This is a genomic window from Candidatus Leptovillus gracilis, from assembly GCA_016716065.1.
GTDB classification, from domain to species: domain Bacteria; phylum Chloroflexota; class Anaerolineae; order Promineifilales; family Promineifilaceae; genus Leptovillus; species Leptovillus gracilis.
Map to the genome: position 1 here is coordinate 71,823 of JADJXA010000026.1, position 24,373 is coordinate 96,195.

The 24,373-nt window shown below is 55.7% G+C and carries 13 protein-coding genes and 1 CRISPR repeat array (1 of these 14 running past the window's edge); of the genes, 12 read left to right on the top strand and 1 reads right to left on the bottom strand.

From position 1 onward, the window contains the following. The first annotated feature begins 253 nt into the window (after positions 1–253). The 12 genes from IPM39_28105 to cas2 all read left to right on the top strand — a co-directional run bounded on the left by IPM39_28105 (position 254) and on the right by cas2 (position 15,903). Positions 254–3,067: a GAF domain-containing protein gene (locus IPM39_28105; protein ID MBK8989882.1), complete on the top strand. Its 2,814-nt coding sequence runs from the start codon at positions 254–256 to the stop codon at positions 3,065–3,067. A 2-nt stretch (positions 3,068–3,069) separates the two neighbouring features. Next, complete coding sequence (locus tag IPM39_28110) at positions 3,070–3,798, top strand: response regulator transcription factor (GenBank protein ID MBK8989883.1); 729 nt, start codon at positions 3,070–3,072, stop codon at positions 3,796–3,798. Between the two features lie 352 nt (positions 3,799–4,150). Continuing rightward, entirely contained in the window at positions 4,151–5,971 is a 1,821-nt protein-coding gene (locus tag IPM39_28115; protein MBK8989884.1) for a VWA domain-containing protein, read from the top strand. Positions 5,972–6,011: 40 nt separating this feature from the next. Continuing rightward, on the top strand, positions 6,012–8,804 hold the full coding sequence (locus tag IPM39_28120; protein MBK8989885.1) for a hypothetical protein: 2,793 nt from the start codon (positions 6,012–6,014) through the stop codon (positions 8,802–8,804). Positions 8,805–8,886: 82 nt separating this feature from the next. Beyond that, positions 8,887–10,947, top strand: coding sequence for a hypothetical protein (locus IPM39_28125; GenBank protein ID MBK8989886.1), 2,061 nt, complete (start codon positions 8,887–8,889; stop codon positions 10,945–10,947). Between the two features lie 57 nt (positions 10,948–11,004). Beyond that, positions 11,005–12,234 carry a hypothetical protein gene (locus IPM39_28130; protein ID MBK8989887.1) on the top strand — a complete coding sequence of 410 codons (1,230 nt, stop codon included), beginning with the start codon at positions 11,005–11,007 and terminating at the stop codon, positions 12,232–12,234. Continuing rightward, entirely contained in the window at positions 12,231–13,133 is a 903-nt protein-coding gene (locus IPM39_28135; GenBank protein ID MBK8989888.1) for a group II intron reverse transcriptase/maturase, read from the top strand. The genes IPM39_28130 and IPM39_28135 overlap by 4 nt, the downstream gene beginning before the upstream one ends. Positions 13,134–13,148: 15 nt before the next feature. Next, complete coding sequence (gene cas1 / locus IPM39_28140; GenBank protein ID MBK8989889.1) at positions 13,149–14,207, top strand: CRISPR-associated endonuclease Cas1; 1,059 nt, start codon at positions 13,149–13,151, stop codon at positions 14,205–14,207. A gap of 84 nt (positions 14,208–14,291) precedes the next feature. Further along, a complete protein-coding gene (locus tag IPM39_28145; protein MBK8989890.1) occupies positions 14,292–14,594 on the top strand; it encodes a DUF370 domain-containing protein in 303 nt (100 codons plus the stop codon). After that, a complete protein-coding gene (locus tag IPM39_28150; GenBank protein MBK8989891.1) occupies positions 14,566–15,174 on the top strand; it encodes a hypothetical protein in 609 nt (202 codons plus the stop codon). Before IPM39_28145 ends, IPM39_28150 begins: the two co-directional genes overlap by 29 nt. Beyond that, on the top strand, positions 15,167–15,610 hold the full coding sequence (locus IPM39_28155; protein ID MBK8989892.1) for a ribonuclease HI family protein: 444 nt from the start codon (positions 15,167–15,169) through the stop codon (positions 15,608–15,610). Before IPM39_28150 ends, IPM39_28155 begins: the two co-directional genes overlap by 8 nt. Continuing rightward, positions 15,607–15,903 (top strand): CRISPR-associated endonuclease Cas2, encoded by a 297-nt coding sequence (cas2, locus tag IPM39_28160; GenBank protein MBK8989893.1) that lies wholly within the window; start codon positions 15,607–15,609, stop codon positions 15,901–15,903. The genes IPM39_28155 and cas2 overlap by 4 nt, the downstream gene beginning before the upstream one ends. 115 nt (positions 15,904–16,018) lie before the next feature. On the opposite strand, the gene IPM39_28165 is transcribed toward cas2, so the two are convergent. Then, the gene (locus IPM39_28165; protein MBK8989894.1) at positions 16,019–17,446 is read right to left on the bottom strand and encodes a WYL domain-containing protein; all 1,428 of its coding nucleotides are present in this window, start codon (positions 17,444–17,446) and stop codon (positions 16,019–16,021) included. A gap of 399 nt (positions 17,447–17,845) precedes the next feature. After that, positions 17,846–24,373: a CRISPR direct-repeat array (repeat unit 37 nt; unit sequence GTCAGAGTAGATGGCGTTTCCTGAGAGGGGTTGAAAC); it runs 3,256 nt beyond the window's last position.

Sequence of the window (24,373 nt, forward strand, 5' to 3'; positions counted from 1 at the left end):
GTACGCTGGAATATGCCTTTTGGGTGGGATATGCAAAACACCCAAGGAGCTAAAGAAGTGGGGTAGGTGGGGTGCAATCAGGTAGGCAATCACCCTTTTGGTGACACCGCAGGAGGTATATAACCTGGTTAGATTTTTCCGAGCGCTTCTTTACAAGGCTAGTTTTCCTTCTTATACTTGACCGCAAGTATCGGTTACTTAAACAGACGTGGTGTACTGGTTTCTGCTGACACTAAGAAGAGGAGCAGTCAGTATGAGCGATCAGCCTCGCGGCCTTGGTAGCCTGATTTTCCAGCCCCAATATATTCCCAGCAGCACATGGCTCGCCCGACATGCTGCCCCCTACTTCAGGCCCATCATCTTTGTGCTTGTGACGCTTATTGTCGCGGAAACGGCCTTCAAGCATCGGCATGCGCCTATTATCGTTCCCCGCACACTGGTTGGCAGTCTGGCTGTGTACAGTGCTGTCTTTATCTGGCGCATGCGTATGAAGAAATCAGTCGAACACCGTTTTTACCATCCGCATGTCCAGTTCTTTCGAGGGCAGATTTCGCTTCTGGGTGTCACTCTGATCATCTTTGTGTTGGCAACTTTCGGGGTTTACGATCATATGCTCTGGCTTCTGTATGCATTGGCGACGCTTTTGATTAGCGAACACAATCAGACAACGACGGTCATTCTCACTCTGGTAGAAGTCGCCTTTCTGTACTTTTTTGCTACCTATCTCGGATGGGGACTCTATACGGGCGAGTGGCTGCGCGGTCTTGCGTTTTGGGAGACGAACAATAGTTTAGGAGAGCATATATTAGGTATCTGGTTGGTGACGATTGTTTTCCACTATCTGGTGCGCAACATTCATGGTCGAAACCGAGCCTATGACCAACAGCAAAATTGGTTGAATCTGGCAACAGAAAAATGGGCTTCGGTCGGCGATCCACAGGAAAAACGGCGTGCTTTTATCAAACAAATCGAGGAGCTGACCAAAGGAAAGGCGGAGCTATGGTTGCCCCGTTTACGAGACGGTGTATTGCGTAACGAAGAGGGAGAGATCGCTGATCCGCGCATTCCTGAAGCTGCGTCACAGGCACAGCCGGTTATCTGGCTTAGGTCGCAAATGTTAGTTGGGAAAACAATCGGGTCATGTCTGGTAAGAGAGGGATCGCCAGTAAACGAGTGGGCATCGGCTCAGGTTATTATCCCAATACGACGGTCTGAGAAACCACATGAACTGTTAGGTGTACTGACCATTTCGTGTGAGCAAGAGCAGGTCTCCGAGTACAAATTGAGGACGGCCTGTGATGAACTGATGAAGATGCTCGGTCATATACGTTTGCTGCTCATTAACAGCCGGCAACATGAACAGCAGCAACTTCTCTGGACGTTGTCTATCAAATTACACCACAAATTGAATGTCACGGAGGTAGCCAAACAAGTGGCAGACGATGTTGTACAGGAGTTCGGGTTTGATTTTGCGGCCGTATCATTGGTTGACGATGCTGAAAACCTTATACGTTGTGTCGCAGATCGCAATACTATGTGGGGTAGGAATTCGATCTATCCGCTTTCGCCTCAGTCAGGTTCCAAAGAAAACATTCAATCCAGGACGGTTCGAGAGGGCATCAGCCGATTCAACGACGGAAAGTACAGCCAGTATTTGGATGGCAAAACGTGGCATCAACAGCAGCTTTGGCGTTATGTGCGGGTCTGGGTTCCGATTCCGGATCCGGCGCTCACATCTCCTTATCCGGCGTTAGGCACAATTGAAGGGGGCTTTGAGCGGAGCCATCAGGAAACGATACCGCAGGACCTGATTCATCTTTTAGAGCAATACGCCTGTCATGTTGGTCTGGCGCTGGCAAACGCTGAAGCGCATCAACGCACGCAAGAGTTAGCTGAAGAATTGAAGACCTTGCAGTCGTTAAGTCAAAAGATGCAGCATGCTGCGGCGTATTACGAACCCTATCAGATGATCACCCTCATTGGGAAATCGGCCGAAAAATTGCTCAAGGCGGATATTGTGATGCTTTATACCTTAAATGAGGATACCCATGAACTCGATCTGGCTTACCAAACGGCGGATGCCATTCGTGGGTATGGGCAGATTCTCATCAGTATGTACACGCGCGTGATGCATCAGCTCTATACAGACCGTACCAGCTATTTCTCCAGTAACGCTCGGCAGGATCCTTTGCTTGTCAACTTGAAAGACGGCCGTCTTGAAAGTGGTGTGCGTACTTTCACCCAGCGACAGAATATTAAATCCTTTGCTGGAGTCCCCCTTATCGGCAAACGGGAAGATGTTGTTGGTTTCTTGTGCATCAACTACCGCCGCCGCCGTGAATTCCATCACGAATTTCAGGAGATTATCAAGCTATTTGCTGCTCAAGCAACGGTTGCCCTGGAGGAGAGCTACAGCCATCGGCTGTCGCGTCGCATAGCTATTGCCAGGGAACGAAGTCACTTGAAAGCAGAACTTCACCACTCCCTGTCACAGAATTTGTTTGGCCTGACACAGTATGTGAATACAGCCTGTAGATATGCTGAAGCAGGCCAGACAGATATGTTGCTTGTGAACCTGGGCAAACTGAAGGCGACGGCCGATCAAAGCCAGGAATCATTGCATGACATGCTAAATGCACTTGAAGAAGCGCCGGATGGTCAGATCAGTTTTATCCACGAGTTGGGTGATTACATCGCGCGGATGGATCTGCTGCATCCACACGTTGATATTTGTTTTGAATATACGTCGGGTGAAATGGTACCGAGTCAGGTGCAGTTTTGCCTAATGCGGATTGTGCATGAAGCGCTGAACAATGCTTTGCGTCATAGTCAATGTCGGATGGTTCAAATTGTTTATCGAGTGGACGCGGCTAACGGTGTGGAACTTATCATCCGGGACGACGGAATCGGTTTTAACGTCATTAAAGCCAGACAAAACGGCCGTTATGGGTTAGGCACAATGGAGTATTACGCGCAACAGGTTAACAGCTCTCTAACTGTAAATTCTCATGAGGGCGAAGGAACGCGAATTCAAATCTCGGTTTTGCCGCCACCTGCAGGAGTCTGACGATGAAGACAGATATGGTAAGACAGATACGCAGCAGAGAGTCACAAGGGTGGCCTATTGTTGTCGTCATTGTGGATGATCATCCCATTGCGGCCGATGGGCTTAAAAGCTACCTGGAAACAACATCAGATATTCGTGTCGCCGCCATTTGCCACACCGCGGTTGATGCCCTAGAGGTTGTGGCGGCAATACAACCAGATGTCGTTCTTTTGGACGTACGGCTGGATGGGTCTCGCATAAATGGGCTGGAAGTTGCGCAGCAGCTGCGGCGGAAGTTTACCCACCAGCAATTGAAGATCTTATTGGTATCTGCTTATTGTTCGGCGCAGTATGTTTTTGACGCAGTAGCAGCGGATGTAGACGGCTACATTCTTAAGTCATCAAAAGACGCCGAGATTATCGAAGCGGTATATGCGGTGATGCAGGGAATTGGCGTTTGGGACAGGAATGTGAAGAAAGTCTTGAATGGCTATAACTCGATCCATGACATAGAGCATGATGCACATGTGCGCGATGCTCTGAATAGCTATCACAGCCTGACGCCACGAGAGAAAGAGGTTTTGGCACTCATCGCGGCTAATTACCAGAATGACGCGATTGCGGCTAATTTGTATATTGTGTCTGGCACTGTTAAGCAGCACGTGAATAGTATTCTGCGCAAACTGGCGCTAAAAGATAGGCGACAGCTGCAGGTATGGTACCGTCTGAACAGAGATAAACTGATAGGATAACAACCTACAAACATCTGCTCAGTGACTTACGGAGAAAAACCCTCCTTCTCCTCCAACTCTCCGTAACCCCCTCCGTGAACCTCCGTGTAACTTCTGGAAAGTGGTAAAGATCAATAATGGCTATTTTGAAACATGCCGGCTTTTGCAACCCTCCAGTCTGTCCACCTTAACCTGGTTAGTCATGCGGTTATAGATTTTTCTTAGCCACTCGCATAACCAGGCCTAATAGATTTTCACTCCTTCGTAATTCATACTGAATAGCAACAAAACGACTCGGCGCAAAGTACGCAGCACCGCTTTGGGCCATATTCGTCGGGCACTCTCCCTCGAGTTTCCCATAGGAGCGTTCAGTATGGCTACACCACAACCTTCTCAATGGTCGCAAGTTCTCTTGTCTCGCCCCAAACGAAGCTGCCGACGCATCAGCATTGGCTGTTTACTGCTTTTTGTACTGCTGTTTGGTGGCCTGTGCGCTTTGTTTTCTCTGTGGCTCACCCCGGCTGAGGCGAGTTCGCCAGATAATTTTCCACCACGGCCGTTACACGTCTGGCTCCTGATAGACAACAGCAACTCTATGTATGAGATGGGGGGTGTCGGCTCAGACCCCGACCTCCTCCGTCTGGACGCTGCCCGACTTTTTCTGACCTATCTAGGCGTGGATGAGCCGGCCCTGATTCACCAGGCTGGCGTCATTTTCTTCGGCAGCGAAGCGCATGTCGCCGTCCCCCTCAGCCGCCTCACCAACGATGCGCAGCGCGCTGCGCTGCTGACCGAAATTGTCACGCCTACTCGACTTGGCTGGACAGACCATCTGACCGCCTTGCAGTTGGCCCAGGCAGAAATCGAGAGGGCAGAGGGCGATGGCCGTTCAGTCATCGTTTTACTGACAGATGGCAAACCAGAGTTATCCGGCTCCCCGTTGCCAGTGGATGCAGCCGACTACCGGGACGCGCTCCAGGCGCAAAGTGACCAGTTCCGACAGGCTGGCGTACCCCTCTTCCTGATTCTCCTGGCCAATGAGGCTACCGACAACGACCGAACAATCGCCGGTGTGTGGCAACCATTGTGGCAAAGCATGAGTCAGGCGACGCCGCCCGGCCGTTTTTTCACCGCCCGGTCGGCAGCCGATTTGCCCGACATCTATCACCGCATTGTGGTGGCGCTCACCGGGCGGGAGAGCGAGGGGGTCGTGCTGTCCACAACTGTGAGTGACATGGTGGTGGAAACACTCTCCGTCCCCTCTGGCCTGGTACAACTCACCCTGGTTATCAGCAAAAGCGATCCAGCGCAAAAAGTCACCATTGAGACAGCCACCGGCGAGACCCTGACACCGGATTCCCCATTGGTGCGCCGCGCCGGGCAAAGCCAGGAAACGCCCGAAGAGGTCTGGGTAGTTGACCAGCCGGTCGCCGGTAATTGGACGGTGCGCATCGAAGGGGCGGGGCAAGTCACCATTTGGCAGGATTACAAAAGTGGATCGGTGACGGCCGTTCCTGCGACTGCGCTGCCCACCGCGTTGTCTACAACGCCAACGCCGGCCATCTCCCTGGCGCTGCCTACCGCCGGGGAGCCAACGGGCACACCGGCCAGACCGCCAGCGACTACGCTGGCCACACCCAGCCCGACCCCTTCTGTTACCGCAGCGACGACGCAAACGGCCGTCCTGACCAGCCCTGTCCTGACGCCGACGGTCGTTCCTCAGACAGACAGCCCATCAGCGCGGCGTTGGCCCCTCTGGCTGTTGGGTGCGAGCCTGCTGCTGGCTGGTCTGGCTGGCGGCCTGTTTGGGCTGTATCGGATGCGCCAACCGCGCCTCTCCGGCAGCCTGCGCGTCCTGGCCGAGAACGGCCGTTTGCCCAAACTGGTAGAACTGGACACCCGCCGCCAAACGGCCGTGACCATCGGTAAACCTCCGGCTGACATTCCGCTGCCCGGCAGCGTCTGGCAGGCCACTATCCGGCCCGGCCTGAGCGTGAATGGCGCGCCTCAGATGATACTAGAGGGTCCGGGCGAGTTGACCGTCAACGACGTGCCACTGTCCCGGCCAACTCCGCTGTTCGACATGGCCACTATTGACCTGGGCGGCGGGGTGAGAATTCGTTACGAAGACCTGCGCCTGCGCCGGACGGCCCGGCAAAACGGTTGGTCAGCCAGCCAGAAGCGGGCGATTTAACCGAGAGTGACGCAACGTTAAGCAAGAAAGGAGACGAAAAATGGTACTCACAAACAGTTCTTTAGCCCAACAACCCCCAGGCAGCAACGGCCAGCCGCCCACCGCGCTGACCCTCAGCCGTCAGACGCAGTTAGAACAGATGCGTCCGGCGCTCATTATTGGGACGGGCGGCACAGGCCAGATCATCTTGACCTACCTCAAAGTGATTCTGGAAACGCGCTATGGTCCGTTGTGGCGACAGCGCATCCGGCTGCTGGCTTTCGATACAGCCGAGGAACCCTTCTCCGTACCGGGGCCACACGGGTTGGTCATGTTAGAGCCAACATCCGAATTCATTCACATCGGCAACGTCCCGGTGCTGGCAATTAAGCGAAACTTGCGCAGCCAGGAGGCGATTCAGGAGCGGTTGGGCAGCATCATGAACACCCTGGCGCCGGTTGTCCTGCGCAGCGGGGCCAAACAACTGCGCGTCCTGGGTCTGCTGGCCATGTTATGGAATTACACAGCGGTCAGCGAACAGATCAGTCAGGCGCTGTGGTCCCTGGCCGGGCGCGGGCAGACGGACGCGGCGCATGTCTCGCAGCAGCAGGGCATCAACGTCTTTATCTGCGGCAGCCTGGTCGGCGGCACCGGCTCCGGCACGATGCTGGACCTGGCCTACCTGGTTCGTGACTACTTTACCGAGTTGGGGGCGCAGGCGGAATTTTGCCATATCACCGGCATTGGTGTTTTGCATCAGGCGTTTCAGGGCATCACCGGGCCAAACATTGTGGCCAACTGCGGCGCTTTTCTGCGGGAACTCAATCACCTGATGGTCAAAGATGGATTCCGCGCCCGTTATCCGGATGGGCGAACGATTCAAGCGCAGGAGGCGCCATTTGACATTTTTCACGCCATTGATGGGGTAGATGCACGAGGCCAGACCTGGAATGACATCTACGAAGTGGCCGCCATGACAGCCGAGGCCATGTTCCTGCAAATGGGTACCCAGATGGGGCGCAAAGGGGAGAATGCCTTCGATAACCTGGATGAAGCGCTGTCTGGACAAACGGCCGACGGACAGGGCCATTTTCTGGGCAGTTTCGGCAAAGGGGATTTGCTGTTCGACGCCCCGATGGTGGCCGAACTACATACCGATTGGTTTCTCCTGGAGCTGCTGCGAGAAAACTGGCTTCTCGCCGCGCAGAGAGAGCGAGCCGACCAACTGGCAACCGGTCTGCTGGCCGGGTTGAGCGGCGACCAGGTGCGCAGTTATTTGCGTCTGGACCCGGAGACAGGTCAGGAATGGCTGGTTGACTTAACGCCGCCGGCCTGGTTAACACGTAAGGGCGCGGACGAACTTCCGGCCGAAGCGAGCCAATATGTACAAGAGTATGGGCAGGCGCGTATCAAAGAGGTCTGTCTGCCACAAATCAGCCAGCAGGCCGAGCAGCTCATCCAGGCGACCCGGCGGCAGTGGGAGGAATGGCTGGTCGGCAGATTGTTTGCGGTAGAAAACAGCCCGGCGACGCTCGTCGCTGCCTTGACGCAAACGCAGGAGGCTTTGCACAACCTGACGCAGCAGGCGCAAAAGCAAATCGCCGCCGAAGAGCAAACGCTGTCCCGTCTGGCGGAGACTGTCAGCCAATTAGAAACCGCGCTGAATCGGGCGGCGACCGGTTTTCCTCTGGGGCGGGCGAACCGCATCCGGGTGGCGTTGACGCATTACTTTCAGGCGGCGCAAAGCTACCATGAGACGCAGGTGTCCCATCACTTGACGCGAGCGCAGCGTTCAGTCTGGTTTGAGTCCAGTCAGTGGGTTGGGCGGCACATTCAAGCGCTGACTTCCCTGCGCGAGCGGCTGGCGGGCATCAGGGATTATCTGGAAGCGGAGACGCCGCGGCGGCTGCAAAAGCTTTCTGCTGGCGGCATTGCCACCGTCAGTCTGGCCTCGCCTGAATTTGTCACGGCCCTCTACCAGCGCCATCGGCCAGGTTGGGCCGATGTGCCGCATCGCCTGGGCAATGGTCTGACCTGGTTGTCGCTGGACCAGGAAGGGCTGTTGCAGGAGTTGACGGCCCGCCTGTCGCCCTACTTTGAGCCGGTGAAACGCATTGGGGTGGAGCAGGCGATCCGCGAACAGGCAGAGGAAGTATCACCGCGCGCCCGGCGGCAGCAGCTTTTCCAACTGGCGACGCCATCCTGGAACCTGAATCGGGCGCGGTTGGTAGACGGCGGCGCGGGCCTGGCCCGTCTGGAAGTGTTGGGCGTACCCGACGTGGGCGACACCCTGTTTGATGGCGAGCCAATGATGGTTTCTACCCATGATCCCTATCGTCTGACGGCGTTGGTGGTCGTGGCTGGCGCGCCGCCGTCGGCTTTGCAGCAGTATGACCTGTACCAGCAAGCGCTGGAGCGGCATCAGAACAAACGGCCGTTATACGTCTTGCCGGATTTCCTGATAAGCAGCGACCAGGGTCGCCTGATGTTCGCCCTGGGGTCTATTTTCGGCCTGATCTACAGCCAGGGGACTTTCTTCTACTACCAACCGGCAGATCCCCTCAGTATCGCGGTGAAGCTGGCCAATGGGTTGGCGAACGCGATCAACGCCTTCATCGAGCGGGAAGAGTTGGTGGCCGAAGTCAACGAGCGGGTGAACGCGCAAATTGCCGGACTGGGGCTGCGCGAGGCGATTCATGTCTTATCTGGTTACTACAGCAGCGTCTCTCCCGGCCCAACCTCCTTGGATGAGCCGCTGCGGGAACTCAAGCGGCTGGTACGAGACTATACCGACAGCCTGCGCAGTATTGATGCGTTCAGCGCCGGTATTCATGCGCCAGCCCGGCGGATGTAACGGAGATATGAGAAGGGCGGGCAGAGCCGCTCTGCCCTTCTCACTGCTACCCTCTAATTTCTAATTTCCTACGGAGGCAGACATGGTTTCCGACGAGCAAAAGAAAGTCACCCGTACTTTGGTGGTTACCTGGGGGGCATTGGCGGAGATGGCCGGTCAAGGTCTTAGTCAGCTGTTGGTCAATCGCCGCGGCCCGGCGGCGGCTGTCACGGTGGTGCAAGCGCCGCAAGAGGGTGCGCCCGATGACGAACCATTCAATGAGAACCTGGTTGCTGCTCTGAACCATATTTCTCAACCGAACATCAGTAGTTTGCTTGCCGGGCAAGGCTGGTTGTTGGCCCGGCCACGCGACATGCAAATCTTTCTGGTGGCCGATGTCGCGGCCAAAAGGGCCGGCTACATCCGCGCGTTGAGCCAACATATCGGCGATGCCATCTATCGCCATCTCGGCCTGGAATGCGCCCCGACGCTCATCTGGTTGGCCCCGGACAACAACGACGACGCGGCCAGCTGCCTGGAAGAGAGCGCCGCGCCACCGTTTTTTCAGACCATTCTGGCCCTGAACGTCTTGAACGAAGAGGGGCTGCGCCTGTCCGACCCCGCTGCGCTTGGTCTTGTAGCGGGGGAACTGTTGTGGGGACTGGTTGCCACTCCGCTGCAGGCTTGCGTGCCGGAATGGGTTGCCGCCCACGACACGGCTACGTTGAGCAGCGCCACGCCCATCGCCAGCGTTGGTCTGGCGGTGTGGCAGTGGTCGCCGTCGGAGACGATCCCCCGCTTCATCCGGCGCTGGGTGCAAGAGGTGCTGTCTTTTTGGTTGGCTGCGCCTGAAGAAAGCCTGACAGCGCCTGCTTTGCATGCCTGGTTGCAGGCGCAGCAGCTCGACCGGGAAGGATTAACTGCCCGGTTTACGGCCGGCGAACCGTTTGCCGCGCCATCGTATGCGCGGCTGGCGCGGCATTATCCCTGGCCCTGGCAGATGCGCCAGCACCTCCAATCGCTCAAACAGAGTTACGAGGCTGACGCGGCCAGATTGCAGGAGCAGAAACAGGCGAACAACCAGATTGTGGGGGAGATTATCCGGGCGACGGGCAGGGAATTCGTTGATAGCCTGACTACCTCGCTAGATGGTGAGCCAGTTGGGGGTATGGTTGCGGCCGTAGTTTGGCTGTCGGCGCTGGCTGCACTCTGTGATGACCTGTATGAACAGATGCTGGATGACGCGGCTGCCTATGATGGCCTGGATACCGACCTGGCTGAGGAGCGTGGCGAAGTCGAGGCGGGGATGCGTGCTTGCCTGGAAAGCTGGCCAGGAGGGTATTGGCGTCACTGGCTGGGCGTTGGGCTGCGCGTCTGGCGCTGGCCAACGTTGGCCTGGCGCTATTGGCGCCTGCGGCAGACTGGTTTGCGGTTGGCCGGCTTGCTGGCGCAGCAGTCAGTCCGACAACGGCAAAGGCTGGCGCAAACGGCCGTTAACCAGACATTAGCCGAGTTAGCCCGCCTGGCTCGACAGTGGCAGGGTCAGGTGGCTGAATTGGGCGATATGTTGGCCAGTTGGCAGCGCAGCGAGGCGGACGAATCGTTGACAGAGGGCAGCCCGACTGCGCCAGACGCCCCCATCTATACCGACATACCGCTCAACCGACTGAGGTTCCCCGAAGCTTTATACCTTCACCTCTTCCCCGACGGCCGTCAGGAAGCGACGTGGGCGGCGGAACGGCTCGGCGGGCTGGGGCGGCAAATCGGGCGGCTAGATGAGACGCTTTTCGTTGGACTGCATCGGTTGGCTGAGGGGCGCATGGCTGGCGTCTGGCAGGCAACGGCCGTTACCGTTCTGTCTGCCCACCTGACAACGTCAGCAGATTGGACGGCCTGGTGGCAGAGCGCCTGGCAAGCGGCCACCCCCCTGTGGCGTTATGACGAAAGCCGACTGCCGGAGACGGCCCGTCGCCCACACGATACCTGCTCCTGGTTTATCGGGGCAGGGGCCAGCCGGCTGCCGGAGCATTTGACGGCCGAAGGAGCGGTGGCCGCTGCGGAATTGGAGCAGACGAGTTGGTTGGACTCCGCCGACCGGGAGCGCCTGATCCTCTTCCGTTTGCGCCGGGGGCTGACGGCGCAGGCGATGGCCGCCGGTCAGTAGCAGATGCGCTGGCGCATTTCGGCGCGTCGCCTTAACAATTCATAAGGAGCATGTGAAATGAACGATGATTTTTACGACTTCGAGAACCATGAGAATCTACCGCCACCGGCGCGCGGGCTGGGCAGATGGCTGCCTGGGGCAGGCGGTGGTGGTTGGTTAGACAATGTAAGCCATCTCTGGCAGTGGGATGAGTTGGCCGCGGAAATCGGGCAGGAGAGCCAGGCCCGCGTGGCCATCGTCGGGCTGAAAACCTGTGGCAAGAGTCTGCTGTTCAACCGGCTGCGCGGTTGGGCCATTTCCGATGCGGCGAGCAGTAGGTCAAACGGCGACGAAACAGTCGCTCAGTATCATTTATACAACGAAATGGCATTGGAGTCGCTGGGCCTGTTCGTCCTGGCAGATTTACCGGCGCGACCGGCGGAGAATGGACTGTCAGGTCCCGAGCTGCTGTTGGCGTTGGGTGACCCGGCGTTGGTTGTCTACCTGCTGGATGGCCAGATTGGGGTGCGCCCGGCCGATTTCCGCTGGGTAGCGGCGCTGCGGGCCGGCGGCCGCCCGCTCATTGTCGCCTTGAACAAAGTGGACGTATTGGAGTCGGCCGACGAGTCAGTTGCCCAGGCGGTGCAAAAATTGGGCATGCCGGTCATCGCCATCTCGGCGCAAACAGGCAGCAACGTGGAGGATGGATTGCTGCCGGCCATGTTAGATGCGGCGCCGCGGTTGGCCGTTCCCCTGGGTCGGGAACTGCTGGCGCTGCGGCGGGTGGCGGCGCGGCGGGTCATTCGCCAGTCGGCGATTCTTTCCGGCTTGATGGGCGCGCAGCCGGTGCCGCTGTTGGACATCCCCTTGCAGGCGATGGTTCAGGTCGGCGTCGTGATGCGGGTGGGGGCGGCCTATGGGCAGGCCCCCACCGGTGGGATGAACCGGGAAGTGATGGGCACAGTGATTGGCGTCTTGGGGCTGCGTTACCTGGCGCTGGCGCTGGTAAAGTTCGTGCCAATTGTTGGCTGGGCTGTTAGCGGCGTCTTGTGCGCCCTGATGACCATCATGTTGGGAGAGACAGCCATTCGTTATTACGAAGCGGGCGGCGTGGTGACGATTGGCGACTTTTTTCGTACCCGGCGCGTCCGCTTCGGGACGTGGCGAGCGCAGTGGCAGCAGCAGAGACGAGAAAAAGCCTTCCGACGGCGTTGGCTGCCGGCTAAACCCGCGTCCCTGGGAGAGGACGCAGCCGACGAGCAGATTATCCCGGTCATCGAGTCGGAGGAGTCGGGAGGCGCATCATGAACAGAGCTGCCCGTTTCCCGCCGTTGGTAGCTGATCTGCGCTCACCGTATGGCCCCTGGCAGGCCGCCTTTGAGGTAGACGCGCTGCGCCGCGCCTGGCTGGCTGTGCGCGCTAACAAAGGCGGTGGTGGTTCAGATGGTCAGACGGTGGCCGACTTTGAAGCCGACCTGGAGCGTCATTTGAACGACCTGCACCAGGAGTTGGTGCAGCAGCGTTACCGCCCGCAGCCCGTCAAACAGATTCTTGTACCCAAAGCAGACGACAAATGGCGGCCGTTGACCCTGTGGACGATTAAAGACCGGGTGGCGCAGCGGGCGACGTACAACTACCTGGAGCCGGTGTTTGACCGGCAGTTTTTGCCGTGCAGTTATGGATTTCGTAACGGCCGTTCCACCCGTGATGCGGCTGAGGCGGTGTTGCAGGCCCGGCGCGCCGGGGCGCAATGGGTGCTGGACGCCGACATCACCGATTGTTTTGGACAGATGCGCAACAAATGGGTGTTGAAACAACTGGAGCGTTGGCGTGTGCCGGGTCCGGTGACGGCGCTCATCGGTCATTGGCTGCATACGCGCATTGGCAACGCCTGGCGGCCAGAACAGACGATAGCTGGCACGTCCCAAGGCAGCGTGATTTCGCCCCTGCTGTGCAATATCTACCTGCATCCTTTCGACCAGGCGATGCAGCAGCGGGGAATCACGCTGGTGCGCTATGCCGACGATTTTGTGATTTTGGCCCGGCACAAAGCGGCCATTGCCTGGGCGCAGCAGTGGGCGGCGTTGAATCTGAAGCGGGTTGGCCTGGAAATGAATCCCCATAAGACCCGCGTCACCACGTTTGCCGAAGGTTTTCAGTTTGTTGGCTGGTTTTTTGTACGCGAGGAGATGTTTCAACTGAAATAAGGTTGGAGGTGAACGATGACAACAGTCTATGTGAAAGAACAAGGGGCCAGGGTTGCCCGGCGCGGCGAACGCCTGGTTGTTAAATCTAAGGAAGGTTCCGTCTTGGAAGAGTTTCCCTTAACCCAGGTGGAGCAGGTGGTGGTAATGGGCAGCGTGCAGTTGACGACGCAAATCATGGCTACACTGGTACAGCGGGAGATAGATGTGGTGTTTCTCTCCAGCTACGGTAAGTATCGCTTTCGCGTCGAAGGCGACGGCTCCAAACACGTGGCGCTGCGTCAGCGCCAGTTGCAGGTAATGAGCGAAGGGCGGTTGACGCTGCCGGTGGCCCAGGCCATTGTAGACGCCAAGATTCACAACCAGCGGGTGATTTTGCAGCGGCAGGCCAGCCGGATTACCTCCAGCGGTCAACAAGACCGGGGCGCGACGGTCTGGCCGCGTGACAGAGGGCTGTTCGACAGGGCGTTGACCGGTATGGGGCAGATGCAGCAGTCGGCCAGGCAGGCGAGTGACTTGAATACCTTGCGCGGTTACGAGGGCAAAGCAGCCGCTTACTATTTCGCGGCCGTACGCAGCCTGCTGGACAAATCGTGGGGGTTTGAACGGCGCGAGTATTACCCGCCGCCAGACCCGTTTAACGCCTTGTTAAGTTTTGCTTACAGCTTGCTGCTTAAAGACGTTCGGGCGGCGATCCAGACGGTGGGTCTGGACCTGTATCTGGGCTTTTTCCACGAGGTAAGCCAGGGACGGCCGTCTCTGGCTTTAGATCTCATGGAAGAGTGGCGGCCCCTTATTGCCGACGCGCTGGTCTTGGAAATGGTCAATCGCGGGGCGCTGCTGCCGGATGAATTTGTCCAGACCGGGCAAAAAGAGCGCCTCGTCGAACTGGGGGAAGCGGGGGTGCAGCGAGTGCTGCAAGCTTATGGCAGCCGACTCAGTACCCGGTTGTATCACCCGTTGGCTGGACCGGGCGGCGAAACGACGCTGCAGCAGGCGGTGGTGCTGCAAGCGCGGCGGTTGGCGCGGCTGATAGCCGGACAGGAAACAAGCTATGAGCCGATGCGGGCGAAGTGAGGACGGGGAGATGGGGAGATGGGGAGACGGGGAGAACGTTATGGTTTGCGGGTTTGTCTACGGTGAAGGAGGTGGTGGGTAACGATGAAATGGGTGGTCGTGGTTGGCGAAGGGCTGATAGCTCTGGAACGGATCGTGGCGGTGGGACGGGTGGAGGCAATGCCCATGCGCCGGCTGCTGCGCGCGCTGCCACCGGCTCGTCTGGTCTCGCTGACGGGCGGCAAGAAACGGGAAACGGCCGTTGTCCTGGACAGTGGTCATGTGGTGATAACAGCCGTGCCTCTGGCCGAACTGCACCGGCGGCTGCTTCAGGCACAACAAGGGGATGGTCATTTGGTCTTGAATGGAGGTGATGACGATGAGCGGTCTGAAATTTTCATGGGGTAACTGGCGCTGGCTGAAAGGACGTGGCGTGCTGGTGGCCATCATTCTGATGTCTGCCCTGGTCAGCTTCGAGCTGTTTAACTACGACACCACCCGTTTCGCTTTAATGGATTTGTTTAGCGGCCGTCGTTTTTTGGGAATCGAGTGGGCGGCGATTTTGGCTTTTGCCTTTTGCGGCATAGATTTCGCTGGGCTGGTGCGCATGTTTACGCCAGAACAGACGATGCGGGATGAACCACGTGAAGTGTGGTTATTGATGGGCGCCTGGCTGTTGGGGGCCAGCATGAACGCGGTGATGACCTGGTATGCTGTGGCCCTGGCGATTGCGCCGCGCAGCGTCGGTGCGACGCTCATCACCCCGTCCACCATGCTGCGCTACGCGCCAATATTTGTCGCCCTGTTGGTTTGGCTGACGCGCATTTTGTTAATCGGGTCTATAGCGGTGACGACGGACCGACTGCTGCATCAGGGCGGACGGACCTACACCCGGCCACGTCACCGACCAATGCGCGAGAACGGCCGTCAGCGGCCTATGTCGGCCAACGGTGAGGAAAATTACGCGGAGGACATATTCAATGTCTAATCGGGTGACAATTCACGTGGATGGGGCGGTGTCCGGCACAGAACATGCTGGCGCGGCGGCCATTGCGCGCTCGCAAGAAGGTTACTTCGTCGGCTGGTTAAGCCGTCAACTAGAGCCAATGTCCAACAACGAGGCGGAGTACCATGCGGCATTGTTGGGTCTGACGCTGGCGCATCGCCTGGGGGCCAGAACAGTGGAAATCATCTCCGATTCCGAGGTGGTGGTACGGCAGATGCAAGGGCAGAGCCGCGTGTTGAGCGGGCGGTTGAAAAGGCTGCATCAGGAAACATGCGCTCGTCTGGGTCATTTTGAGGCGGTGTCCTTTCGGCATGTGACGCGGGAGCAAAACCACCTGGCCGATGCCCTGGCCGCCGAAGCGTTGGCCGGTCGGGTGGTGCGTATGCCGCAGGCGGCCCGGCGATTCTTGGGGGTATGAAGCGAGGCCAGGTTATGCGCATAGTAATAAGTTACGACATCAGTGACGATAAACGGCGGCGGCTGATAGCCAAAATTATGGAGGGGCACGGGTATCGGGTGCAGTACAGCGTGTTTGAGTGTGACCTGACGGAAAAGCAGCTGCGCGCCTTGCAGAAACAACTGCGTCGGCTGGTGAAGGCCAAAGAGATGGACAGCATTCGCTTCTATCCCTTGCCGGCTGACGCCGTGGAGAAAATCGAGGTCATGGGCGCTGACTACGCCAGGACGTTGGGGATATTTTCAGTGGTGTAGCGCGCGAGGAGATGAGAAAACAGCCAGAGCAAGAGCGAGAGCTAGAGTTTGGTCAAACCTCTTCCTCCCGCTCTCGCTCCCGCCTGGTGGCTGTGACCACTCATGATGTCTCTCTTCAAACTTCTATTTCCTCAACGCGATCCAGGCGGAGCGTAAGATTGGCTTCGGCGCGATAGCAGTAGACGTAAAGGTAAACCAACGCGCCTGACTCTTCCAGGCGGAGCGGCTGCACTTCGCGCCAGGAAGGCTTGCGCTCGCCAAGCGCCTGGTAACAGAGCTTGAGAGGCGTTTGCTCATAGATAGCTTGCCGGATAACCGCAAGCCATGCCTCCGGGATGGGACGTTCACTGGGGAAAAAAGCATCACGCCCGCGAACCGCCTGCCGCAAGTTGTCCAGGGTTTGTTGGGCCAGGTGTTCCAGATCATGGATGGTTTCCGGCGGCAAGGAGTGAGCGGCATCCTCCAGCAGCGCGTGCGGTGCTGGGTAGGGCAGGGGAAGCAGGTCGCCCAGACCAACGAGAACCCGTAAGCCAAGCCAGTGGTATTCGGCCGATTTATCCTTGTTGCTGCCCGGTTCAGCTGCTTCTGAGGGGTAATAGCGCAGGGGGTAGCCCTGTGCGGCTAGCCATTTCTCCAGTTTTGGCAGCATCTCGCCAGTGACAAGCGCGTGATGGGGCGAGACCTGGGAGATGACCGATTCGCGCAGCCGTTTCTGCCGGATGATGGTTTTAAGCTGCTGATGCTGCGCCGTCGTCAGTAAGCGGACGGTCTGAACCTGGAAAGCGTGGGCGCGGCGCAGCCAAAGGGCGAGCTGTTTTTGCCGCTTTTCTGGCAGCGGCTGGTGGGTAGCGGTCTCCAAAATCCACTGCATCGCCGCCTGCCCATAGCCGCGCTGCGCAGCCGTAGCGATGGTGAGCGGCGTGCAGATGAGAGGTTGGCCGGGTGACCAATCTCCGAACTGACGCAGGTCGAAGTGGAGCCAGAGCGGCAAAGCGTCTGGCAGACGCAATAGCCAGGAATCGTCGTTTGAATCAGGCAGCCAATCCATCGCGCCGGACTCGTCAGGTGCGGGAGCCGCTAGTTGTCGTTCCAAGAGCTGCTGCAGATAGACGGTGAGGTCTTCGGTGATGGTCTCCCCCAGGCCGAGGTGCGCGAGCGTTTCTTGCCAGACCGAGGGATTGCCCAGCGGGACCAGCAGCCGGTGAACCTGTTCGGAAAAGGTGGCGTGCAGCCAATCTGTGACCGGGGGCAAGGGGATGAGGCGTGGTCCGGTGGTTGGGATAAAGCCAGCGCCTTGCAACAGGGCGACGTGGGCGGCCAGGAACGGGTGCTGGCGGATAGAGCGAAGTTTAGGCGCCGGTCGGCCGATCCAATGGGCCATGATGCGCAGGTGGGTGGGAGCGATGAAATGACCCCTGGGCAGCAGTTCTGGGGTATAATAGTGGAGGTAGGCCAGGAGCAGCGTCAGGGTGACCGGCGTGAGAGGCGTCGGCATATTGGCGGAAGGCGCCGATTTTGTTTGTGGGAGAGTTTGAGCTGGCATATGGCCCATCCGTAAAGTCTGTTTTGCTTACTGTAGCATAGAGAAACGGAGCCGCCAAAAGCGAATTGAAGGGTCGAAGAGGCGATTAACGCTCGGAAATGGCGAAAACAGGCGAAAACAGGCGAAAACGCGAGAAAACAGGGTGGTCTGCCGGGCAAAAAAAGATTAATGAAAGATGAGATACGGTCATTTTAGCGGTTACTAACGCAGACCCTCGGAAGACGAAGGTCGGTGGGGCAAGATGAGTGAAACCAGGGTTAATGGAGGCAAACAAATGGACCGATTTGCCCACAAATTCAGCAAATCTGCTATGATAAGGCATGTGGTTTCCTATTGTGGATAACTGCTGTCAGAGTAGATGGCGTTTCCTGAGAGGGGTTGAAACACGGTCCCGGAACCGTCAGAGTAGATGGCGTTTCCTGAGAGGGGTTGAAACATACACGAATGCGACCTATCGACAGGTTTGTCAGAGTAGATGGCGTTTCCTGAGAGGGGTTGAAACTGAATATGCAAACGATACACAGTACAGTTTGAGGACAGTCAGAGTAGATGGCGTTTCCTGAGAGGGGTTGAAACCAGGTTATGCGGTTGTCGGGGTGCTGTCTGTTACGGGTCAGAGTAGATGGCGTTTCCTGAGAGGGGTTGAAACAAAACACGTCATAAGCGGCCGCAGTGAAAACCGGGTCAGAGTAGATGGCGTTTCCTGAGAGGGGTTGAAACATACCATCGCTGGTTACATGTATGCGGAAAGGCGCGTCAGAGTAGATGGCGTTTCCTGAGAGGGGTTGAAACGTACTCCACGCCGTCAATATAAACCCTCAGGCTATCATAGTCAGAGTAGATGGCGTTTCCTGAGAGGGGTTGAAACTTTTTGTGGTAAACGGTTAGTTTATATATCTCGTTCGTCAGAGTAGATGGCGTTTCCTGAGAGGGGTTGAAACCGATCAACTCGGCCCAGTGTTGCATGGTGTGTTGGTAGTCAGAGTAGATGGCGTTTCCTGAGAGGGGTTGAAACAAAATAAAAGAAAAAAGAAACGGTATCTCAAAACAGGTCAGAGTAGATGGCGTTTCCTGAGAGGGGTTGAAACACGTAGAATCCGTGGTCCCGATCAAAAGGGGTTCGGGTCAGAGTAGATGGCGTTTCCTGAGAGGGGTTGAAACTAAGTTTCCTAAGTTCGGGGATGCTTGGATTAGAGAGTCAGAGTAGATGGCGTTTCCTGAGAGGGGTTGAAACGATCACGGGTACAGGGTACAGCGACAAGAGAGAAACGTCAGAGTAGATGGCGTTTCCTGAGAGGGGTTGAAACTCAATCAGTGTGCCGTCCTCGTTAACCAGAACTTCGTCAGAGTAGATGGCGTTTCCTGAGAGGGGTTGAAACAAGATCGGCGTAACGTTAACGTTTTCCATAGCCGCGTCAGAGTAGATGGCGTTTCCTGAGAGGGGTTGAAACAATGGGTTCCTCAGCGACAGGTTCTGGCGTTTCGGGTCAGAGTAGATGGCGTTTCCTGAGAGGGGTTGAAACACAAACAAGCCCCTGGTACAGAATTAGATATTTTAGTCAGAGTAGATGGCGTTTCCTGAGAGGGGTTGAAACATACTGCCACGGTTCAACAGCCTCTTTGGTGCAGTTGTCAGAGTAGATGGCGTTTCCTGAGAGGGGTTGAAACTTAATGCTTGATCTGTCTAATTGGAACAGTGTTAGGTCAGAGTAGATGGCGTTTCCTGAGAGGGGTTGAAACACGTAGCATCATCAACCGTAACCACGAAAGTTTTTTGTCAGAGTAGATGGCGTTTCCTGAGAGGGGTTGAAACTAACTCCTTGGGTTTTTTCGGCCCAATCGAAATCAGTCAGAGTAGATGGCGTTTCCTGAGAGGGGTTGAAACGAGACAAGCTAAAATATGTCCCATCTCATGAAGAACGTCAGAGTAGATGGCGTTTCCTGAGAGGGGTTGAAACAAGCCATTTGTCATTGTCACCACACTGGTGCATGTGTCAGAGTAGATGGCGTTTCCTGAGAGGGGTTGAAACAAAACTTCAACCGTTTGGCCATTCGAATCCTGGACTGTCAGAGTAGATGGCGTTTCCTGAGAGGGGTTGAAACTTGCTACATTTTTTTTGTTGTTCAGATAGGCATTTTGTCAGAGTAGATGGCGTTTCCTGAGAGGGGTTGAAACGAATTCCTGCTCGAATTCTTTGTAGTCCACGAACCAGTCAGAGTAGATGGCGTTTCCTGAGAGGGGTTGAAACCCACATCAAGCGCTGCCAAGACACGGGCATCAACGTGTCAGAGTAGATGGCGTTTCCTGAGAGGGGTTGAAACTTGCCAGGTTTGCTCCTCCTCAGAGGGGCGCGACAGTCAGAGTAGATGGCGTTTCCTGAGAGGGGTTGAAACACAATAGCCAGGAATGCTTGAAAATGCGCCTCGATCGTCAGAGTAGATGGCGTTTCCTGAGAGGGGTTGAAACAATGTACAGGAAGTTTACAGTGGAAATGTCGAATGTCAGAGTAGATGGCGTTTCCTGAGAGGGGTTGAAACAACTCGTGCTGGATGGGTTGGAGATGCCTGCGCGGGTCAGAGTAGATGGCGTTTCCTGAGAGGGGTTGAAACAATTAACGCGGTGAAATAATTCGAGATAGTAAACGGGTCAGAGTAGATGGCGTTTCCTGAGAGGGGTTGAAACACGATTATCATGGTTGCCAATTAAGATAGTGATCTCGTCAGAGTAGATGGCGTTTCCTGAGAGGGGTTGAAACTCACTTGGCGGCGCTCTTCCGTTTTGGAAGGCATAAGTCAGAGTAGATGGCGTTTCCTGAGAGGGGTTGAAACTCGTTGGCGTTGCCGTCGCTGGCGTCGTTGGCGTTGGTCAGAGTAGATGGCGTTTCCTGAGAGGGGTTGAAACGCAGCGGCCAATACCGCGGCCTCCGCGTGCCCGGGTGTCAGAGTAGATGGCGTTTCCTGAGAGGGGTTGAAACTCACCGACCTTCCGGCCGTCAACACGGAAGACCGTGGGTCAGAGTAGATGGCGTTTCCTGAGAGGGGTTGAAACGGAATGCTTTTCTACCAATCCTCGTAAGGCCAGAGAGTCAGAGTAGATGGCGTTTCCTGAGAGGGGTTGAAACATGATCCGGGGTTGTTGTTCTTTGCCATGTACATGGGTCAGAGTAGATGGCGTTTCCTGAGAGGGGTTGAAACCTGGACTTTGGTTCGGGTGAGCGGCTCGCGCTCCAGGTCAGAGTAGATGGCGTTTCCTGAGAGGGGTTGAAACGGGAACCACCGGGGGGACAACCGCAGGGGCGGTGGGTCAGAGTAGATGGCGTTTCCTGAGAGGGGTTGAAACCAATTCCTTGATGCCTTCAGCCAGTTCTTTGCGGGTCAGAGTAGATGGCGTTTCCTGAGAGGGGTTGAAACAATCCGTAAAGGGGTCATTGTTCTCACTTATCCTTTGTCAGAGTAGATGGCGTTTCCTGAGAGGGGTTGAAACTTAACATATTGGTTTCCCTCCCTCTCACCTATTTTGTCAGAGTAGATGGCGTTTCCTGAGAGGGGTTGAAACCAATGGCTGTGATGAAGATGAACTGGGGTATCCCAAGTCAGAGTAGATGGCGTTTCCTGAGAGGGGTTGAAACGTACTGGCTTATTGTCGCGCGTACGCAACAGCCACGTCAGAGTAGATGGCGTTTCCTGAGAGGGGTTGAAACGGGATAGCGGGTTCAGCCGCATTCACCAACCCAGCCGTCAGAGTAGATGGCGTTTCCTGAGAGGGGTTGAAACGAAGGTGTCTGCGCGGCCACCGCGTCAATCTGCGCCGTCAGAGTAGATGGCGTTTCCTGAGAGGGGTTGAAACTTTCTCCCTTGTGCCAGACCAACATGGTGTGGCAAGTCAGAGTAGATGGCGTTTCCTGAGAGGGGTTGAAACACAACCTTGCCGCCATATACGCTATGGAGCCGTTGGTCAGAGTAGATGGCGTTTCCTGAGAGGGGTTGAAACTCACTGGCTTCACTAACTGTGCAATGTTAGTGAAAGTCAGAGTAGATGGCGTTTCCTGAGAGGGGTTGAAACTAATCAATCATTTCAGGTCCGCCTTATGGCAAACTAGTCAGAGTAGATGGCGTTTCCTGAGAGGGGTTGAAACACTACAGCCGTATCGGTGCTGAGCGTCAAGGTCATCGTCAGAGTAGATGGCGTTTCCTGAGAGGGGTTGAAACTATTATACCCATAATGGGTAATAGAACTAATAAAACGTCAGAGTAGATGGCGTTTCCTGAGAGGGGTTGAAACAAACTAACAAAGGTGGTGGGTTTTTTGGGTGACCAAGTCAGAGTAGATGGCGTTTCCTGAGAGGGGTTGAAACGATCTGAAGAGAGATCGGGTACGTACCGGCCGTAAGTCAGAGTAGATGGCGTTTCCTGAGAGGGGTTGAAACACATCGATAGCTTTTACTTCGGCTATCTCTGCCGCCGTCAGAGTAGATGGCGTTTCCTGAGAGGGGTTGAAACATAATTCTCGTTTTCTAATTCTGCTATGTATTGTTCGTCAGAGTAGATGGCGTTTCCTGAGAGGGGTTGAAACGAATTTGATTGTTGCAGTTCTTGTACGTAATCGCACGTCAGAGTAGATGGCGTTTCCTGAGAGGGGTTGAAACATACCATAGAAAGGGGTAGGTTTGTTCGCCGGAGGGTCAGAGTAGATGGCGTTTCCTGAGAGGGGTTGAAACAAAAAATCTCACTCCCGAGATTTTTTTTGCTTGAGAGTCAGAGTAGATGGCGTTTCCTGAGAGGGGTTGAAACATTCGAGATCAGGATTGATTCGCTTGGCTAGTGCGAGTCAGAGTAGATGGCGTTTCCTGAGAGGGGTTGAAACCTCGACCGGATCGGCGTTGTAATCCAGCTGGTCCAGGTCAGAGTAGATGGCGTTTCCTGAGAGGGGTTGAAACCTTCACACGACACCCCGCCATGCCGTGTGAGCCTCAGGTCAGAGTAGATGGCGTTTCCTGAGAGGGGTTGAAACGGTTGTGACACCATCACCCCAGTTAATGATACCTGAGTCAGAGTAGATGGCGTTTCCTGAGAGGGGTTGAAACTCGAGAGCCGCTTCCGCACGCTGAAAAATTGCTTCGTCAGAGTAGATGGCGTTTCCTGAGAGGGGTTGAAACCCTCAAGAGCCCCGGCAGGGGGGAAAGGGGCGGCAGGTCAGAGTAGATGGCGTTTCCTGAGAGGGGTTGAAACTTGACACCAACCACCCAGGAGATTTGTCTGAGCGTCCGTCAGAGTAGATGGCGTTTCCTGAGAGGGGTTGAAACAAACTATTCGTTTATTTGCTTGCTTGTTTACTTCAAGTCAGAGTAGATGGCGTTTCCTGAGAGGGGTTGAAACAATACTGAGTCGAGCCGTTAAACGTCCACCCCGTCGCGTCAGAGTAGATGGCGTTTCCTGAGAGGGGTTGAAACGTGGTAGAGAGGACGAATACGCGTGGCAAAATCACGGGTCAGAGTAGATGGCGTTTCCTGAGAGGGGTTGAAACGAAGAACATCACAATTCCAAAGCCCAACGTTCCGATCAGTCAGAGTAGATGGCGTTTCCTGAGAGGGGTTGAAACAAATTGGTACTTGCGATTGGTTTTCATATTCTTGAGTCAGAGTAGATGGCGTTTCCTGAGAGGGGTTGAAACTAAAGAGCCAGCGCTGAGCCATTTTGGCTAGCGCGTGTCAGAGTAGATGGCGTTTCCTGAGAGGGGTTGAAACATGCAGATACCAGCTCTCTTTGTTGTAAGAAGGGATATCGTCAGAGTAGATGGCGTTTCCTGAGAGGGGTTGAAACTTGTACTGGTTCTGTCCTGTAACAGGTATCATCATGTCAGAGTAGATGGCGTTTCCTGAGAGGGGTTGAAACACACGTGATTACTACCTAAGATTGCAATCCTGTAAGTCAGAGTAGATGGCGTTTCCTGAGAGGGGTTGAAACATATCTTCACTGTCGCCGTACTGCCACTCGTGGCTTGTCAGAGTAGATGGCGTTTCCTGAGAGGGGTTGAAACACTCTAGTGATAATTTCCGGGCATTGCCAACCGGAGTCAGAGTAGATGGCGTTTCCTGAGAGGGGTTGAAACTCACCATCAAGAACTGTAAAGTAGTAGGAGGTGTCGTCAGAGTAGATGGCGTTTCCTGAGAGGGGTTGAAACGAAACTCTCTGGTTTGGGCCGATGCTTTACACATACGTCAGAGTAGATGGCGTTTCCTGAGAGGGGTTGAAACGCATCTCCTCCTTAGCGTGTCGCTAAGAGATATACGTGTCAGAGTAGATGGCGTTTCCTGAGAGGGGTTGAAACGAGATCTTCATAGCCTGTTTCCTCAGGAAACAACCGTCAGAGTAGATGGCGTTTCCTGAGAGGGGTTGAAACAGTTCTTTGTGAACTCCAAAAACCAAGTAAAATGCGTCAGAGTAGATGGCGTTTCCTGAGAGGGGTTGAAACCCGTAGCCGGAGAGAGCCAACGTTCGAGGACGTCGGGTCAGAGTAGATGGCGTTTCCTGAGAGGGGTTGAAACAGATTTTTATAAGATTTATCGGAGTCAACTAACTCGTCAGAGTAGATGGCGTTTCCTGAGAGGGGTTGAAACGTAGCATTCGCTACTGCTGACATAAAACTATACGCGTCAGAGTAGATGGCGTTTCCTGAGAGGGGTTGAAACGAGTAGCCGTCACGCCCACGTTCCAAATGAACACTGTCAGAGTAGATGGCGTTTCCTGAGAGGGGTTGAAACTTTTTGTTACTTTCGTAACAAAGATTGCTTCCCCTTGTCAGAGTAGATGGCGTTTCCTGAGAGGGGTTGAAACGTAACTAATTGCCGAAACCAGAGATACAAAGCCAAAGTCAGAGTAGATGGCGTTTCCTGAGAGGGGTTGAAACCAGTCTTACTCCTGGAGGTT